This window comes from Gottfriedia sp. NPDC057991 (assembly GCF_042886615.1).
Classification (GTDB): domain Bacteria; phylum Bacillota; class Bacilli; order Bacillales; family Bacillaceae_G; genus Gottfriedia.
On the sequence record NZ_JBHVQN010000002.1, the window covers coordinates 536,151 to 553,241 of the forward strand.

Annotated in this window: 16 protein-coding genes; 13 read left to right on the plus strand and 3 right to left on the minus strand. The window is 32.3% G+C overall.

What is annotated here, in order from left to right; genetic code table 11:
- The first annotated feature begins 166 nt into the window (after positions 1–166).
- From ACFVR2_RS10015 to ACFVR2_RS10030, 4 genes are all read left to right on the plus strand, one after another.
- Positions 167–1,054 (plus strand): ComEC/Rec2 family competence protein, encoded by an 888-nt coding sequence (locus ACFVR2_RS10015; protein ID WP_387361276.1) that lies wholly within the window; start codon positions 167–169, stop codon positions 1,052–1,054.
- A gap of 250 nt (positions 1,055–1,304) precedes the next feature.
- A complete protein-coding gene (nagA, locus tag ACFVR2_RS10020; protein ID WP_387361278.1) occupies positions 1,305–2,441 on the plus strand; it encodes an N-acetylglucosamine-6-phosphate deacetylase in 1,137 nt (378 codons plus the stop codon).
- A complete protein-coding gene (gene nagB, locus ACFVR2_RS10025; protein ID WP_387361280.1) occupies positions 2,438–3,148 on the plus strand; it encodes a glucosamine-6-phosphate deaminase in 711 nt (236 codons plus the stop codon). The genes nagA and nagB overlap by 4 nt, the downstream gene beginning before the upstream one ends.
- Positions 3,148–3,885, plus strand: a complete 738-nt coding sequence (locus tag ACFVR2_RS10030) for a GntR family transcriptional regulator (RefSeq protein ID WP_387361282.1) — start codon at positions 3,148–3,150, stop codon at positions 3,883–3,885. Before nagB ends, ACFVR2_RS10030 begins: the two co-directional genes overlap by 1 nt.
- Before the next feature lie 315 nt (positions 3,886–4,200).
- Here the strand turns inward: ACFVR2_RS10030 and ACFVR2_RS10035 are convergent, their stop codons facing one another.
- Positions 4,201–4,983, minus strand: coding sequence for a Cof-type HAD-IIB family hydrolase (locus tag ACFVR2_RS10035; RefSeq protein ID WP_387361284.1), 783 nt, complete (start codon positions 4,981–4,983; stop codon positions 4,201–4,203).
- Positions 4,984–5,163: 180 nt separating this feature from the next.
- Here ACFVR2_RS10035 and glcT point away from each other — a divergent pair, with 180 nt between their 5' ends.
- The 5 genes from glcT to ACFVR2_RS10060 all read left to right on the plus strand — a co-directional run bounded on the left by glcT (position 5,164) and on the right by ACFVR2_RS10060 (position 10,945).
- Positions 5,164–6,015, plus strand: coding sequence for a glucose PTS transporter transcription antiterminator GlcT (gene glcT, locus ACFVR2_RS10040; protein ID WP_097976180.1), 852 nt, complete (start codon positions 5,164–5,166; stop codon positions 6,013–6,015).
- A 287-nt stretch (positions 6,016–6,302) separates the two neighbouring features.
- Positions 6,303–8,354, plus strand: coding sequence for a glucose-specific PTS transporter subunit IIBC (gene ptsG, locus ACFVR2_RS10045; protein ID WP_387361286.1), 2,052 nt, complete (start codon positions 6,303–6,305; stop codon positions 8,352–8,354).
- Positions 8,355–8,496: 142 nt separating this feature from the next.
- Positions 8,497–8,760, plus strand: a complete 264-nt coding sequence (locus ACFVR2_RS10050) for a phosphocarrier protein HPr (protein WP_056474173.1) — start codon at positions 8,497–8,499, stop codon at positions 8,758–8,760.
- Complete coding sequence (gene ptsP / locus ACFVR2_RS10055) at positions 8,760–10,469, plus strand: phosphoenolpyruvate--protein phosphotransferase (protein WP_387361288.1); 1,710 nt, start codon at positions 8,760–8,762, stop codon at positions 10,467–10,469. Before ACFVR2_RS10050 ends, ptsP begins: the two co-directional genes overlap by 1 nt.
- A gap of 176 nt (positions 10,470–10,645) precedes the next feature.
- A complete protein-coding gene (locus ACFVR2_RS10060) occupies positions 10,646–10,945 on the plus strand; it encodes an ArsR/SmtB family transcription factor (protein ID WP_025568637.1) in 300 nt (99 codons plus the stop codon).
- Between the two features lie 65 nt (positions 10,946–11,010).
- Here ACFVR2_RS10060 and ACFVR2_RS10065 read toward each other — a convergent pair whose 3' ends face one another.
- Positions 11,011–11,625, minus strand: a complete 615-nt coding sequence (locus tag ACFVR2_RS10065) for a nitroreductase family protein (RefSeq protein ID WP_098861922.1) — start codon at positions 11,623–11,625, stop codon at positions 11,011–11,013.
- Positions 11,626–11,857: 232 nt separating this feature from the next.
- On the opposite strand from ACFVR2_RS10065, the gene ACFVR2_RS10070 reads away from it, so the two are divergent.
- Positions 11,858–12,748, plus strand: a complete 891-nt coding sequence (locus ACFVR2_RS10070) for an NAD(P)-dependent oxidoreductase (protein ID WP_387361752.1) — start codon at positions 11,858–11,860, stop codon at positions 12,746–12,748.
- A gap of 22 nt (positions 12,749–12,770) precedes the next feature.
- Complete coding sequence (locus ACFVR2_RS10075) at positions 12,771–13,220, plus strand: RDD family protein (RefSeq protein ID WP_387361291.1); 450 nt, start codon at positions 12,771–12,773, stop codon at positions 13,218–13,220.
- Positions 13,221–13,268: 48 nt separating this feature from the next.
- Here the strand turns inward: ACFVR2_RS10075 and ACFVR2_RS10080 are convergent, their stop codons facing one another.
- Positions 13,269–14,441 carry an aminotransferase A gene (locus ACFVR2_RS10080; RefSeq protein WP_387361293.1) on the minus strand — a complete coding sequence of 391 codons (1,173 nt, stop codon included), beginning with the start codon at positions 14,439–14,441 and terminating at the stop codon, positions 13,269–13,271.
- Between the two features lie 145 nt (positions 14,442–14,586).
- Between ACFVR2_RS10080 and corA the strand changes: the two genes are divergently transcribed.
- Together corA and ACFVR2_RS10090 are read left to right on the plus strand one after the other, a co-directional pair.
- Positions 14,587–15,531: a magnesium/cobalt transporter CorA gene (corA, locus tag ACFVR2_RS10085; protein ID WP_387361295.1), complete on the plus strand. Its 945-nt coding sequence runs from the start codon at positions 14,587–14,589 to the stop codon at positions 15,529–15,531.
- Positions 15,532–15,695: 164 nt separating this feature from the next.
- Positions 15,696–17,012: an ATP-binding protein gene (locus ACFVR2_RS10090; RefSeq protein ID WP_387361297.1), complete on the plus strand. Its 1,317-nt coding sequence runs from the start codon at positions 15,696–15,698 to the stop codon at positions 17,010–17,012.
- Positions 17,013–17,091 lie beyond the last annotated feature (79 nt).

The window sequence follows — 17,091 nt, forward strand, 5'->3', positions numbered from 1 at the left end:
CTTACAGTTTTTTCTTGTGCATTTTTAATGATAGTGGGCTAGTCTTTATCACTGATTTGAATGACAATTCCAATTTGAAGTATACTCTATTTTCCAACTTATTTTTATGGGCTTCATACATACTTTTGAAATCGCTATGAGAAAATATTGTTAGGAGGAAGTGTGAATGAACAAAAATCGAAAACTATACTCTCTCATATTTTCTATCTTTATTTTTTTTACTGCTTTTTTTAGTAATAACATAAATAGTGAAGCAAGAACTACAAATTACGGCTATATTACTCACCCATTATTAATTTATTTTTTTGATGTAGGTCAAGGAGATAGCATGGTTATGATTTTACCAAATGGTAAGACAGTACTGATCGATGGAGGAGATGTTGAACATGGTGGAGTCGTTATAAAAAAACTTAGACGACTACATATAAAAGCGATCGATCTATTAGTCAGTACACATCCAGATATTGATCATATTGGTGGGTTATTAAAAGTAATGAATAGTGTTAAGATAACAAAAATACTGGATAGTGGGAAAAGATATAATTCACATTCTTATTACTTATATAAGAAAGAAGCGTATCAGAAGAATATTCCAATGAGTATTGCAAAATTAAATGAAAAAATAATGCTTGACCCTAATGTAGAGATCACGGTTTTAAATTGCGGGAAAAAATCGTATACGAATAATAATAGTTCAATTGTATTAAAGGTAAAATACGATGACATTTCAATTTTATTAACTGGAGATATTGAAAGAAAAGCCGAACAAAGATTAATTAAAGATGAGAATATTAATGCTCAAGTACTAAAAATTCCGCATCATGGATCATCAACATCAACTTCAGAAGCGTTTTTATTTGCTGTAAATCCTACAGTCGCAATCCTTTCATATGATAAATTTAACTTATTTGGTCATCCTCATCGGTCAGTAATGAAGCGGTTAAATCACCTAGGAATTAAGCAATATACAACGGACCAATTCGGAGATATCGAATTATCAACAAATGGTCATAAATTATATATCGAAAAAGAAGAAGTATTGGTTGATCCATGAAGGACAAGAACCAATACTTCTACTTTTGTAGTCGTATAAGGGAATTAAGAATCTACAAAAGTGTCATTATTTGTGACGTTTTTGTTAATTGCTTATAAGTAGTATAGACAACTAGGAGTATATATCATAAAATAGTTATGAAGAAATCAAGGTACTTATCTAAATGAATGTGAATGATGATTAAGTAAACACTACTTTCTATATTGGAGTATTGGCGAAGACTTCTTAAGCAAAGGAAAGAGGAGAATAAATGAAATCAATTATTAATGTAAAAATTTACACAGGTACAGAAGTAATTGAAAATGGTTATATTCGATACGATGAAAAAATTTCTTCTGTTGGTCATATGAATAGCTACGAAAATGAAGGTGAAGAAATAATTGATGGAAAAGGAACAGTTATTATTCCTGGAATGATTGATATCCATATACACGGAGCATATGATGTCGATGCAATGGATGCTAATCCTAACTCAATGGTAACAATGGGTAAAGAAATGATGAAGGAAGGGGTAACAACCTTCTTCCCGACTACAATGACACAATCCAAAGAAAATATTAAAAATGCTTTAAAATCTTTAAACGAGGCTAAAAAACTTGGTGCTCATTTTGAATATATTCATTTAGAAGGACCGTTTGTTAATAAAAATAAAGCTGGAGCACAACCATTAGAATACATCATTAACCCTGACGTTGAACTATTTAAAGAATGGCAAGAAGCTTCTGGCGGATTAATTAAATTAGTTACTTATGCACCAGAGGTTGAAGGTGCAAAAGAGTTAGAAAAAGAGCTAGAGCGGACTAATGTAGTTGGTACAGTAGGTCACTCTGATGCGATCAGATCAGATTTTGAAGGTAGAAATATTTTCCACGCTACACATTTGTACAATCAAATGAGACCTATGCATCATCGTGAAGCAGGGACAGTTGGACATGTATTACTTGATGACCGAGTAATGGTAGAAATGATACCTGATGGAATTCATATTCATCCTGATATGGTAAAACTTGCTTATCGCCTAAAAGGTGCTAAAAAAATAAGTGTTATTACTGATGCGATGAGAGCAAAAGGGTTAGAAGACGGCAAATATGAATTAGGTGGCCAACCTGTATTTGTAAAAAATAAAAGTGCAAGATTGGAAGACGGAACGCTTGCGGGTAGTATTTTAAAAATGGATGATGCATTCAGAAACATTATGGCATTTACTGGCTGTAGTCCTGAAGAAGCAGTACAAATGACATCAATAAACCAAGCTGAAGAATTTGGTCTTAAACAAAAGGGCGCATTAGAACCAGGTAAAGACGCTGATTTTGTGCAAATGACTCCTGATTTCTTCGTTATTGATACAACTAGACAAGGTAAAAATATAGATGAGGTGACTTTATGAACGTAATCGTAGTAAAAAATGCAGAAGAAATTTCAAAAGTAGCATATGAAAAAATGGTAAAGGCATTTGAAGGGAAAGCGGAATTCACATTAGGATTGGCGACAGGTGGATCTCCACTAGGTATTTATGAACTTTTCCGCATCCATAAACCAGATGTGTCAAACGTTATCACTGTAAATCTTGATGAATATGTTGGTCTTGCAGAAGATGATCAAACAAGCTACCACACTTATATGTCAGAACAACTTTTTAACCATTTAAATTTTAAAGAAAACCATTTACCAAATGGAAATACAAAAAATTTAGAAGAAGCTTGTAAAAATTACGAAGAATTACTACAAAAGCATCCTGTAGATTTACAACTTTTAGGAATAGGGGAGAATGGTCATATTGCTTTTAATGAGCCTGGTACATCATTTGATACACCTACTCATATTGTAGAGCTTACAGAATCAACTCGTAACGCAAATAAAATTTATTTTGAGAACGAAGAAGATGTCCCTACTCATGCAGTAACTATGGGAATAGGTTCAATTATGAGAGCTAAAGAAATCATTTTAGTGGCTTCAGGCATCAAAAAGGCTGAAGCAGTTAAGGAAATGTTAAATGGTAAATTAGATATTAACTGTCCTGCTACTGCACTCCAAAACCACAATAATGTAACAATTGTTGTTGATGAAGAAGCCTACTCACTTTGTAATAAATAATGTTAAAACTTGATAAAAATTCACCGTTACCGATTTATTTTCAAATACAAGAGATTTTAAAGCTAAAAATTAACTCAGGAGAATGGAAACCTGGTGAGCGAATTCCCTCTGAGCAAACATTGAGTGAGATGTTAAATGTAAGCAGAATGACAATAAGACAAGCATTAAACAATCTTGTAAAGGAATCATTAATAAGTCGGAAACGTGGAATTGGTACGTTTGTATCAGTAAAAGACGGAATTGAAGTTGAAGAATCACTAAAATCATTAAGGAGTTTTTCTGAGGATATTACATCCATAGGATTGACCCCTACTAATAAACTACTTGGCTTTTCAACGATCGAAGCTGATGAATATTTAGCAGAAGTGTTATCAATTGAAAGTGGATCTGAAATTTTTAAAATTGAAAGATGTCGTTTAGCAAATGAACATCCCATTGCAATCGAAACAACATACCTACCAAAAAAATTAGTAAATCGAATTGATGAAAAAGCATTGAATCATTCCTTATATGAATATTTTGAAGTTACATTAGGTTATTCAATTAAAAAAGCTACAAAATGGATTAAAGCCTCTTTAATGACAGAAAAAGATTCATTAATTCTTGAGGTAGCGGAAGATTCTCCTGCATTAGAACTACATCAAGTAACGTTTATTAATGAGGGTATACCACTTGAATATGTAAGCTGTATTTACCGTGCTGATCGCTATCGTTTTACAATCGATATTGACCGTTAAAAAGGGTGCTTTTTTAAGCACTCTTTTTTTATTATTCAGTGGAGATGCAAATAAAATGTCGAAACTGCAAAGAAAATTGGCAAATCTGCAAATAAAGGGTAACATTCATGAAGAAATAGAGAGAAGGAATCAAAAATAGAAGAAATATCGGTAAAATGATTGGAATACAACTCATAAAACGGTTCATGAGTAAGTAAAAAAAGAGAAATCTGATATATACTAACATAGTGGATTCATGAGTTAGAGTAAAAAAGCAAAAAATCTTACATTATATTTCAATAAGAAAAAGGATGCCCCAAGAAGCACCCTTTCCTCTTACTTAATTTGTAAAACAATTTTAACTGCTTCGGCTACAGAAGGAACGATATATGAAGCATATTTCTTAACTTCATCGTCGGCATTTTCCATTGCAAAACTATTAGGAGTTAGTTCAAACATCGAGATATCATTGTATGCATCACCGATACAAGCAATTTCATCAGGTTTAATTCCTAATTTTTCGATTAGTATTTGAATTGCCGAACCTTTACTTACATTAACTGGAACAATATCTAAACAATTTTTAGCTGAAATAAAAGAAGTTACAAATTCAGGTAGTTCTTTTTGTAATTCTTTTTGTAGCTCAAGTAAGTCCTCATCTTCACCTAAAACTACATATTTTTTTGGTGTAATCGATTTACCTAAATCGGTTTTTAGTGTTTTTAATTCAACTGCATTCATGCTAGAGTTCTTTTCAATTTCTCTAACTAAATCCGTTTTCTCTTCGATATAGTATGTCGAATTATCAGCTACATAGATTAAAAATTTATCGTGTGAAATCATTTCGTAAACTTGATCGATTATACTTGGGTGGAATGTTGCATCTAACAATGCTTCGCCATCATTTGAATAAATATAAGTTCCATTCATACTAATACGATGGAAATTACCTTCTAAGCTTTCCATAATTTTTACGATTTCATAATCTAAACGTCCGGAAGCAAAGCATAATAAAACACCGCGATTTAAAAGGTTTTTTAATGCTTCAACATCATGTTCAAATAGTTGACCTTGGTGAAACATCGTCCCATCTAGGTCACTTACAAATAACTTAATCATTTTTCTTAACACCTACTCAATTTATATTTATACTTTTATATTCTATCCTACTATAATAGATTATCAAAAAAATATGATTAATTTATGAAACTTAAACCGTGTTTTAACTTTTTCAGAAAAATTATGTTATGATATAAAAGCGATTTTTTAAACTTGGGGGTGATAAAAAAAATGTCAGAGATGTCAGTATGCTATACAATCAAAAAAGTTCTTAATAATAATGTTTTAATAGCTAAAAATCCCGATCATACCGAAGTAGTTTTGTTGGGTAAGGGCATCGGTTTTAATAAAACTAGAGGAGATTTAATTTCCGAAGGTGTAGTAGAAAAAATGTTTATCTTAAAAGATGAACAAAAACAAAAACAATATAAATCATTAATCAACTTTATGGATGAAAAATTAATGGGTACGCTGCAGCAGGCGATTTATTTAATTTCTGAAAGAACAGGATGTACATTAAATGAGCAAATTCATATTGGGTTAACAGACCACTTAATATTTGCGATCAAACGAATTAGAGAAGGTTATAATGTTGATAATCCGTTCTTACAAGAAACGAAAGCAATGTATCCAGAGTATTTTAAAATTGCACAAGAAGTTATTGATTTGATAAATAAAGAAATTGATATAAATTTACCGATCGAAGAAGTAGGGTTTGTAACGCTCCATATCGTTAGTAATTTATCAATGGAAGTTGTTTCGGATGTAAATAAGTTCTCTCAGATCATTAAAGATTTAGTCATCTATATAGAAGAATATTTACAAATTGAAATTGATAAAGAAAGTATTCATTATTCAAGATTAGTTCGTCATTTGAGATTTTTAATTGACCGTATATTTCATGGTAATTCATCTGAAGAGTCACCAGCTTTGGGCATAATTTTAAAAAAAGAATATCCTGTATGCTATGATTTAGCATGGAAAATTTTAAAATCAATCCAAGCTTCATTAAATAAAAAAGCAAGTGAAGCTGAAGTAATATACTTAACCTTACACTTAGAACGACTTGTTCAGAGTAAAATTAATAAATAATTAAGAAGCCTAAATAGAAATTTGGCGCTTTTTTAACATAATAAATAAATAATTAAAAAAAATAGGTAATTTGGCTTGATATTTTTAAATTCTATAGATATAATGAAAGCGAAATCATATAAAAACATAATTGAATATTGTACACATTAAACGTGTTACTGATTCGATCAGGCATGAGTTGAAAAAATGTGAATTATTATACTTGGGTAGGGGAAACTATATCCAGGATTCAATAATCTCATTTTTTCTGCTCATGCCTTTTTTGTTTGGATAAAAGGAGGAAGACAATGTTTAAGAAAATCTTTGGAGTTTTACAAAAAGTTGGTAAAGCGCTTATGCTTCCAGTTGCAATTTTACCAGCTGCTGGATTGTTACTTGCATTCGGTAATGCATTTCAAAATCCACAAACATTAAAGTATTTACCATTTCTTGATGCTCACTGGTTCCAACTAGTAGCAAAAGTCATGGAACAATCTGGTGACATCATTTTTAGTAATCTGTCATTATTATTCGCAGTAGGTGTTGCCGTTGGTTTAGCAGGGGGAGAAGGTGTTGCAGGTCTAGCTGCAATCGTTGGATTCCTGATTATGAACAAAACAATGAGTGTGTTCAAAGATGTTGGACAATATGTTGTTTTAGATAAAACATTAAATATTGCCAAATTTGATGATCCATCATTTGCGTATGTATTAGGGATTCCTACATTACAAACTGGTGTATTTGGTGGTATTATAGTCGGTATTTTAGCTGCTTGGGCTTACAATAAATATTATGAAATTGATTTGCCATCATACTTAGGTTTCTTTGCAGGTAAGCGATTTGTACCGATTGCTACAGCGGCGTTTTCAGTATTACTTGGTATTTTAATGTGCTTTATTTGGCCGCCAATTCAGCACGGTTTAAACTCATTCTCACATAATATGATTGATGCGAATTTAACATTATCCGCATTCGTATTTGGTGTCATTGAGCGTTCATTAATTCCATTTGGTTTACACCATATTTTCTATGCACCTTTCTGGTTTGAGTTTGGTTCATATACTGATAAAACAGGTATGGTTGTACACGGAGATCAAAAAATCTTCTTCGCTCAATTAAAAGACGGAGTAAAATTAACTGCTGGTACATTCATGGTAGGTAAATTCCCATTCATGATGTTTGGTCTACCTGCTGCTGCACTAGCAATGTATCATGAAGCAAAACCTGAAAATAAAAAAATCGCTGGTGGTATTTTAGCATCAGCAGCATTAACTTCATTCTTAACAGGTATTACAGAGCCAATTGAATTCTCATTCTTATTTGTTGCTCCAGTATTATTTGGAATTCACGCGATCTTTGCTGGTTTATCATTTATGATTATGCAATTATTAAATGTTAAAATTGGTATGACTTTCTCAGGTGGTCTAATCGACTACTTATTATTCGGGGTTCTACCGAATAGAACTGGCTGGTGGTGGGTAATCATCGTCGGTTTAGCATTAGCAGTGATTTACTACTTCGGTTTCCGATTTGCAATTAGAAAATGGGATTTAAAAACTCCAGGCCGTGAAGATGCTATCGCTGAAGATACTAAAGGTAATACTCCAGCTAATGAATTACCATATGAAATTTTACAAGCTTTAGGTGGAAAAAGTAATATTTCTTCATTAGATGCATGTATCACACGATTACGAGTACAAGTTAATTCAAAAGATGATGTAAATAAAGATCGTTTAAAAGCATTAGGTGCCGCTGGAGTTCTTGAAGTTGGAAATAATATTCAAGCAATTTTTGGACCTAAATCAGATACATTAAAATCACAAATTAAAGACATTATGACTGGAAAAACACCGGTTGTTAGTCAAGATGCACATAAAGAAACAGCTTCAGCAGTAGATACTACTATTGAAGAAGCTATTATTAATCCAATTGAAGGGGAAATAATCCCAATTACAGAAGTACCGGATCAGGTATTTTCTGGAAAAATGATGGGTGACGGATTTGCGATTATTCCTTCAGAAGGCACAGTTGTATCTCCTGTAGATGGCGAAATTGTAAATGTATTCCCAACAAAACATGCGATTGGTATCTTATCAACTGGTGGAAAAGAAATTTTAATCCATATTGGAATCGATACTGTAAAACTAAATGGTGAAGGCTTTGAAGTACTAGTTTCACAAGGTGAGAAAGTAACAAAAGGTCAACAATTAGTTAAAATTGATTTACACTTTATTCGTGAAAATGCACCGTCTACAATTACACCTGTTGTCTTTACAAACTTAGCTGAAGGACAACAAGTTGTAATCGAAAAGCCAGGTAAACAATCAAAAGGTGAAGTAGGCATCATTAAGATTAAATAAATCTAATTAAATAGACGAAAAATGTTTGATTTTAAAAGGGGTAGTATAGTTGACACTATGCACCCCTTTTAATAGAATATTTATAGTAGGCCAAACGTCTATACCAAAAATGTAGATTTAATCACAAAGGAGATAAATTATTATGGAAAAGACTTTTAAAGTAACAGCTGATTCTGGAATTCACGCTCGTCCAGCAACATTATTAGTAAACGTAGCAGGTAAATTTAATTCTGATATCAATCTTGAGTACAATGGTAAAACAGTTAACTTAAAATCAATCATGGGTGTAATGTCTTTAGGAATTCAACAAGGAACTGAGATCAAAATTAGTGCTAACGGTGAAGATGCAGAGCAAGCTCTAGCTGCAATTGAAGATACAATGAAAAAAGAAGGTTTAGGCGAATAATGTCTTTACATATTAAAGGTATTGCCGCTTCTAGTGGAATTGCAATTGCAAAAGCATTTCGCTTAGAAAATGCTGAATTAAACATTGTTAAAAAACAAATTTCAGATATTGATGCTGAAATTGCTAAACTTGACAATGCAATTCAAGTTTCTAACACTGAATTAGAAAAAATTCGTGATCATGCGAATGCTGAACTTGGTGAAGATAAAGCTGCAATCTTTTCTGCGCACATCTTAGTTTTAAATGATCCAGAGCTAGTTAACCCAGTTAAAGATAAAATTAAGTCTGAAGGTGTAAACGCTGATTTTGCGATGAATGAAGTTGCTTCAATGTTCGTTCAAATGTTTGAAAGCATGGATAATGAATATATGAAGGAACGTGCTGCAGATATCCGCGATGTTACGAAACGTGTAATGGCGCATCTTTTAGGCGTTACCATTTCTAACCCTGCTAATATTACTGAAGAAGTAATTATTATTGCAGAAGATTTAACACCATCTGATACAGCTCAATTAAACCGTAAATATGCTTTAGGTTTTACAACTGATATTGGTGGTCGTACATCTCACTCAGCGATCATGGCTCGTTCTCTTGAAATTCCTGCTGTTGTAGGGACAAAAGAAGTAACAAGTAAAATCGAAAATGGCGTAATGGTCATTGTTGATGGATTAGATGGTCACGTAATCGTAGATCCTTCTAATGAAGAATTAGAAGAGTATAAAGCTAAAAAAGAAAAATTCGAGCTTCAAAAAGTTGAATGGGCTAAGCTGAAAAATGAGCCAACTGTTACAAAAGATGGACATCATGTTGAGTTAGTAGCTAACATTGGTACACCAAATGATGTAGAAGGCGTTATCAATAATGGTGGTGAAGGTGTTGGCCTTTACCGTACTGAGTTCCTATATATGGGACGCGATAACTTCCCATCAGAAGAAGAGCAGTTTGAATCTTACAAATCAGTTCTTGAAAGTATGGGTGATAAACCGGTAGTAGTAAGAACACTAGATATCGGTGGAGATAAAGAATTATCTTATTTACACTTACCAAAAGAAATGAACCCATTCTTAGGATACAGAGCGATTCGTTTATGTTTAGATCAGAAGGAAATATTCCGTACTCAATTACGCGCATTACTTCGTGCTAGTGTTTATGGTAATTTAAAAATTATGTTCCCGATGATTGCAACTTTAGATGAATTTAGAGCTGCAAAGGCTGTTTTATTAGAAGAAAAAGAACAGTTATTAAAAGAAAATGTTCAAGTCTCAGACAATATTGAAATTGGTATGATGGTAGAAATCCCTGCTTCTGCTGTTCTAGCAGATGTATTTGCTAAGGAAGTTGACTTCTTTAGTATTGGGACAAACGATTTAATCCAATATACAATGGCTGCGGATCGAATGAATGAACAGGTTTCATATTTATATCAACCATATAACCCATCTATTTTAAGATTAGTTAAAATGGTAATTGATGCTGCAAACAAAGAAGGTAAATGGGCTGGAATGTGTGGAGAGATGGCTGGAGATGCATTAGCTATTCCTTTACTTGTTGGATTAGGCTTACATGAATTCTCTATGAGTGCTACTTCAATCTTACCTGCTCGTAGTCAAATGGCTAAACTTTCTAAAGCTGAGATGGAGACATTAGCTGAAAAAGCTTTATCTATGTCTACAGCTGAAGAGGTTGTTAACTTAGTTAATAGCATCTAATTTAAAACAACAGGGAAACCTGTTGTTTTATTTTTAAGATTTTATATCTATTCAGTATGATGACAAACCGAATCGAAAAGTTCCTACTGTTGACAAATTCGCTTCTTTAATTTAGTGTATGTTTAAATTATTAAACGAATAAGATTATTTTTGGATAATAAAAGTAGGTGGAAGATTTGAGTAAAGAAGCAATTGAAGTATTTAGAGAATGTATTCCCTTGTTCCAAGCGTTAAGCGATCCTTACAGACAGGATATCATTTTAATGTTATCAGAAGGTGAAGCGCTAACTGTTAATGAAATTACAGAAAAAACTTCATTATCTAGACCCGCTATATCACATCATTTAAAGATATTACGTGATAATCAATTAGTACAAATTGAGCAAAAAGGCACTCATAGATATTATTCATTAGCAATTGATTCTTCTCTAGAATTACTTAAGAAATTAATCATTACTGTTGAACAACATTGTTAATGAATCGTAATGACATAAAAGGGACTCCGACTTTTGTCAGAATCCCTTTTACTTTTCATTTACGATTAAATCCAAATAGACATTTCTTTTGCAGAAAAACGTGTTGTATGATGTCCAGGTACTTTTTCTTTACCAATGGCAATCAACATCGTTGGAATATAGCGATCATCAGTTAAGAAAGTTTCTTTAAATGCTTGTTCGTTAAATCCGCCGATTGCACAAGTGTTCCAACCTTTTGCAGATGCAGCCATTATTAATTGCATACCAGCAAGAGAAGAATTCAAAATACCTTGTTCACGATTACGTTGCTCTGTTGCATAAGCACCTTCAACGTTCGCTTTTAATTTGTCTTTTGCTTCTTGAGTCATAAAACCGGCTTCCACTGCAGGTCCGAAAACTAAGTCAACATTTTTTGCTGATTGTGTATCGGCTAATACAGCTATTACACATGAAGCATCTTTAATCTGACCTTGGTTATATGCAACAGGTAATAATTTACCTTGCGCGTTTTCACCATGGAATACAACGAATTTCCAATGTTGTAAATTCCAAGCAGATGGTGCAGTCATTGCAGCATCAAGTAGTTCAGTAATTTCGCTGCTACTGATTTCAGTAGAAGAATCGAATACTCGTGTAGAGTTTCGTTCTTTAATCATTTCAAAAAATTGTTCATTTTTCATATGAAAATACCTCCAAAAATTAGGTGCATTAGATACATTTTTATGTACTTATTTAATATAGATAGTTCCATTATTAGAGTCAACAAATTAGTGTTGAAATAACCTAAATTTAATTTGAAATAAGGTTTAGTTTACTTATTTTTTTATAAGAATAGCTCAAGCTTTTTTATTAATGATTATTATGGTAGTTTTATTTGTGGATATTAAAAGAGGAGTGTGTAAAATGGAAGCAATTAATTTAAAAGAATTACAAGTTGGATTTATCGGAATTGGCGTTATGGGCAAAAGTATGGCAAAGCATTTAATGAAGGCAGGTGCAAAATTACATATTTATAACCGTACAAAAGAAAAAGCAAATGAATTAATTGATCTAGGTGCTACTTGGTATGATACACCTAAAGAATTAGCACCAAATTGTCAGGTTATTTGTACGATGGTCGGCTATCCAAGTGATTTAGAGGAAGTATACTTGGGCGATAATGGGATTATCCAATCGGCTTCAAAAGGAACTACTTTTATCGACTTTACAACTTCGACACCAACTTTAGCGAAAAAAATTGATGAACTAACAAAATCAGTAGGTATGTCATCATTAGATGCACCTGTGTCAGGTGGGGATTTAGGTGCAAGAGAAGCTAGATTAGCGATTATGGTTGGTGGAGAAGAAGAAACTTTTCATAAAATGTCCACATTATTTGATGTTTTAGGAAAAAATATTGCTTATCATGGACATGCTGGTAGTGGACAACATGTAAAAATGTGTAATCAGATTGCAATAGCTTCAGGTATGTTAGGAGTTTGTGAGGCGCTTGCATATGCAAAAGCAGCAGGATTAGACGGTGAAAAAGTATTAGGAAGTATTTCTACTGGTGCGGCAGGTAGCTGGTCATTATCTAATTTAGCACCTCGTGTTTTAAGAGGCGATTTCGAGCCAGGATTCTATATTAAACATTTTATAAAAGATATGGGAATCGCAATTGAAGAAGCCCAAAAGATGGAATTAAATCTACCAGGACTTTTACTTGCAAAAAAATGCTACGATGAATTGTCTAAAAATGGTTTAGATGAAAAAGGAACGCAAGCACTTTATACTTTATACGATCCGTCTCACCACATTCAATAATTTAATGAATAGAGGTTAACAAGTGCAGAATTTTCAACTTGCAAAGTTTTATCAACGATTAAGTGCGTTTTTATTCGATACGTTTATTGTTTCAGTAGCCTATGGGATCATTATTGCTATTATTACGATGAATCCTGAGAAGATATTAAGTCGTTTTAATTCTACATCAGGAAATTCTACGGTCGATTTAATCGTTATTTCAATTATTATGATCATATTATTTGTAGTTGTTCCACAATTTAATAAAGGGATGACATTTGGTCAAAGATTTTTAGCTATTAAAATGATAAAAGATAACTATGAAGAAACGACAATGATCCTATTTTTCATTCGTTTTATCTTTATAGCAGCAATATCAGTACTACTTTTAGGAGTACCATTAATAGCTAATGTTTATTTAATGTTATTTAGAAAAGATCATAAAACAATTCAAGATTTGTTATTCAAAACAAGAGTAATACAAGCTAGATAATAAAGGCAGGGGAAGGATCAAGAAATCCACCCCTGCTTTTTTATTTCCTTAATCGCGCTTTTCATTTCTAAGACTAGTTACAAACTCTTCTAATCGATCACACGCAATTTCTAGTTCTTTCATTGAATAAGCGTATGATAATCGAATATATGAATCTCCATATTCAGAAAAAGCTTCTCCAGGAATAACCGCCAGATTATGTTTTTCTACTAGATTTAGTGCGAATTCCATGGAAGGCATATTGAATTCTTTAATTGATGGGAATAAATAAAATGCACCCTCTGGCTTAATACAAGGTAGACCCATCTTTTCTAATCGATCAATCATATAATTACGTCTTATTTTATATTCCTTTGCCATTTCGATCGGAGAATCAATGCAATCAGTTAATGCTGTAATTGCTGCATATTGAGATATTGATGTAGCGCATGATACGTTATACTGATGCACTTTTAAGATTTCTTGAGCTAAAAAAGCTGGCGCATAGATAAAACCAATTCTCCAACCAGTCATAGAATGTGATTTACTAAGACCGTTTATGACAATTGTCTTTTCTCTCATTCCAGGGTAACTTGCAATAGAAGTATGAGTAGTATCATATGTTAGTTCACTATAGATTTCATCTGATAAAATGAATAGATCTTTCTGAGATAAATAGTTAGCTAAGTTCTCAAGTTCCTCTTTCGTTAATGTGACGCCTGTTGGGTTATTTGGATAAGGTAAAACAATACAACGTGTTTTTTCAGTGATCTGTTCTTCCAATAATTCAGGCGTTATTTTAAAACCACTATTAGATGTATCTACAAATACTGGTTTTGCACCACAAGTTTGAATAATTGGTGCATAGCCAGGGTAGATTGGTGCAGGAAGAATAACCTCACAATCATCGTTAAGAATTGTTCTAAATGTAACATCGAGTGCTTGACTAGCCCCTACTGTAACGATTATTTCATCCGCTGGATCATATGATAAAGAATATTTTTTCTTTAAAAAATTAGAAGCAGCATTTCTAAGTGCAGGCAGTCCTGCATTAGGAGTATAGACTGTTTGATTTTGATTAATTGCATGAATAGCAGCTTCTTTAATAGGTGCTGGAGTTGGAAAATCAGGTTGACCCAATGTTAATGCAATGACATTGTCATATTTTTCAATTTTTTGGGCAAATTTTCTAATACCAGAGATTTGAATTTCTTTTACACTTTCGTTTATAAATCTGTTCATATTAAATCCCTCAACTTATTATTTTTATATTAAAATTAAAACTTTTTAATCGTATTATTCAATGAAATTTCCTTCATTTTACCATATAATAAAAAAAGTATTTAGTAGTGAAATAATTTGATTGCCTAAAGAAGGTGTGTAAAACTTGTTAGAAGTAATAGGAATAACTAAAAATGAAATAATCGATCGAAATATAACAATTGCAGATGCAAAATCAAATAAATACTTATGGTATTGGGTTGATATTAATGAACCAAATGAAGATGAGATTCAACTTTTATCAACCGAATTTAATTTTCATCCTTTAGCGATTGAAGATTGTTTAGAATATGTACAACGACCTAAACTTGACTACTATGAAGGATATCATTTTTTAATTTTGCACGAATTAAATAAATTAGACTTAGATGAAACGGAACTAGATATTTTTGTAAGTGATCATTATGTCATCACATTTCATATACATAAAAGTCCGATTGTACAACTAGTTTTAGATAATATAATGTCAGATCGTCGAGCTTCGAAGAGTCCACTTCATTTAACTCATCGAATTATTGATGAGCTTGTAGATAGTTATTTTCCACTAATTTATCGTTTGGAGGATGAGTTATCAGACCTAGAAATTGATCCATTAAGGAAGCAAGTAAATAATGCCGTAGAAAGATTATATGATACTAAATCGGACTTATCGAAATTAAGAAGAACGATTTTACCAACTCGTGATTTATTATATCGAATCCTTAACTCGAATCGATTTAAAGATATATCTGAACATCGAATATATTTTGAAGATATACACGATCATTTAATGAAACTTTCGGATATGATTGAGACGAATCGAGATTTAGCTTCCGATATTCGAGAAAGCTATTTTTCATTAAGCTCAGAAAAAATGAATAATATTATGAAAACATTAACAATCATATCATCTTTCTTTTTACCACTAACATTTATCGTAGGTTTATATGGAATGAATTTCCACTATATGCCAGAATTAGCATGGAAATATGGATACTTATTTATCTTAATCTTAATGGGATTTGTTACGATCCTAATGTACATATTTTTTAAAAGAAAAGGTTGGTTTTAAGTCGTTAAGCACTTAAGCTTGACGACTTTTCTTATATTTTAGAATACTTTGTAATAATGTGGCGTTCTATGTAGAAATGTTTTTTTCGAATTTTTTGTATTAATAATTAGAAGTTTAAATAACTATGTTATAATTTGTTGAAAGAAGGGGTGGGGGACACTTTAATGCTGCAATTAAAAGATTTATTAATTCAATTTGCAATCATAATCATTCCGGTCTTTTTATACGAAATGTTCTGGCTTAGTAGATACCACAATACAAGCCCGAAACAAAATAGAATATTAGTTGGATTGCTAACTTTTTTTAATATTTTTATTTGCTTGCTTTACCCAATTCACATTAGTGAAAGCATGGCTATTACTTTTAGTATTTTATTAATCTATTCATCTATTTTATATGGTGGAAGATTGATTGGAACGATTATTATTTTAACGAAAGCAGTTTTTGTGTATTTGCTATATGGTTTAGCATCTTTGAAATCCTTTCCTTTTGAACTGATTTCGTGTATTTTACCATTTATTGTTTCACCACATTGGGTTAGTTTTTCTAAACGAAAGAAATTTGCTTTAAGTATACTAATGCCAATTTTATTTTCGTTCAGTATGGTCTGTTTGCTTTACTATGAAGCAACGGTAAATGGTATAAAAGAGTACCAATCAGATCAAACAATTTTTTCGGCGTGCATATTTTTTACTGTTTTAACAATTACAATGCTGTTTCATGTTTATTTAAGAGAATTTCTATTTGAAAATGCTGAAATTCGTGTTCAAATGCAGAAATCGGAAAAATTAAATATGGTGAGTGAGCTTGCGGCGAGTGTAGCTCATGAAGTGAGAAATCCATTAACAGTTGTAAGGGGTTTCATTCAGTTGATTGAGAATCAAGAAAGTGGAACGAATAGAGAATATATGAAACTTGTATTAGCTGAACTAGACCGGGCAGAAAATATCATTTCGGATTATTTAAACTTAGCTAGACCTCAAATTGAAGAAAAGAAAATAATCAATATGACGGAACAATTGAATGAAGTAACAACATTAATGTCAAGTTACGCCTCACTGCAGGGTGCTTTCTTACAAGTAAATGTAAATGAGGATATGTATACTGTCGGAGATCGAGCTAAACTTAAACAAGCAATCATTAATGTTCTAAAAAATGGTGTAGAAGCAATAAAGGACACGAAAGGTTATATTAAGATTGAAGCAAATATTGAGAAAGAAAGAGATCGAGAGTACATACGAATTGTTGTTAAAGATAATGGAATAGGTATGTCAAAAGCACAATTGGATCGTTTAGGACAACCTTTTTATTCTTTAAAAGAAAAAGGAACAGGTCTAGGACTAATGGTTACCTTTAGTATCATCGAAGCCCATAAGGGAACGATTGAGTATTTAAGTGAAGAAGGCAAAGGTACTGAAGTTCATATTATATTACCAGCATACCATCAAGAGCAGAGTGAAGAGGTACAAATGAAAGAATAAAGAGAAGGGATATTCCCCTTCTCTCAGACTGCCCGCCAAACGCTCGCTTTCTTCGTTGCTTCGCCTGTCTGCGGTGCTC

What these genes read in the sequence shown, in the direction of transcription:
- ACFVR2_RS10015 (WP_387361276.1), top strand. Translation starts at nt 167, where the DNA reads ATGAACAAAAATCGAAAACTATACTCTCTCATATTTTCTATCTTTATT.
- nagA (WP_387361278.1), top strand. Translation starts at nt 1,305, where the DNA reads ATGAAATCAATTATTAATGTAAAAATTTACACAGGTACAGAAGTAATT.
- nagB (WP_387361280.1), top strand. Translation starts at nt 2,438, where the DNA reads ATGAACGTAATCGTAGTAAAAAATGCAGAAGAAATTTCAAAAGTAGCA.
- ACFVR2_RS10030 (WP_387361282.1), top strand. Translation starts at nt 3,148, where the DNA reads ATGTTAAAACTTGATAAAAATTCACCGTTACCGATTTATTTTCAAATA.
- ACFVR2_RS10035 (WP_387361284.1), bottom strand. Translation starts at nt 4,983, where the DNA reads ATGATTAAGTTATTTGTAAGTGACCTAGATGGGACGATGTTTCACCAA.
- glcT (WP_097976180.1), top strand. Translation starts at nt 5,164, where the DNA reads ATGTCAGTATGCTATACAATCAAAAAAGTTCTTAATAATAATGTTTTA.
- ptsG (WP_387361286.1), top strand. Translation starts at nt 6,303, where the DNA reads ATGTTTAAGAAAATCTTTGGAGTTTTACAAAAAGTTGGTAAAGCGCTT.
- ACFVR2_RS10050 (WP_056474173.1), top strand. Translation starts at nt 8,497, where the DNA reads ATGGAAAAGACTTTTAAAGTAACAGCTGATTCTGGAATTCACGCTCGT.
- ptsP (WP_387361288.1), top strand. Translation starts at nt 8,760, where the DNA reads ATGTCTTTACATATTAAAGGTATTGCCGCTTCTAGTGGAATTGCAATT.
- ACFVR2_RS10065 (WP_098861922.1), bottom strand. Translation starts at nt 11,625, where the DNA reads ATGAAAAATGAACAATTTTTTGAAATGATTAAAGAACGAAACTCTACA.
- ACFVR2_RS10080 (WP_387361293.1), bottom strand. Translation starts at nt 14,441, where the DNA reads ATGAACAGATTTATAAACGAAAGTGTAAAAGAAATTCAAATCTCTGGT.
- ACFVR2_RS10090 (WP_387361297.1), top strand. Translation starts at nt 15,696, where the DNA reads ATGCTGCAATTAAAAGATTTATTAATTCAATTTGCAATCATAATCATT.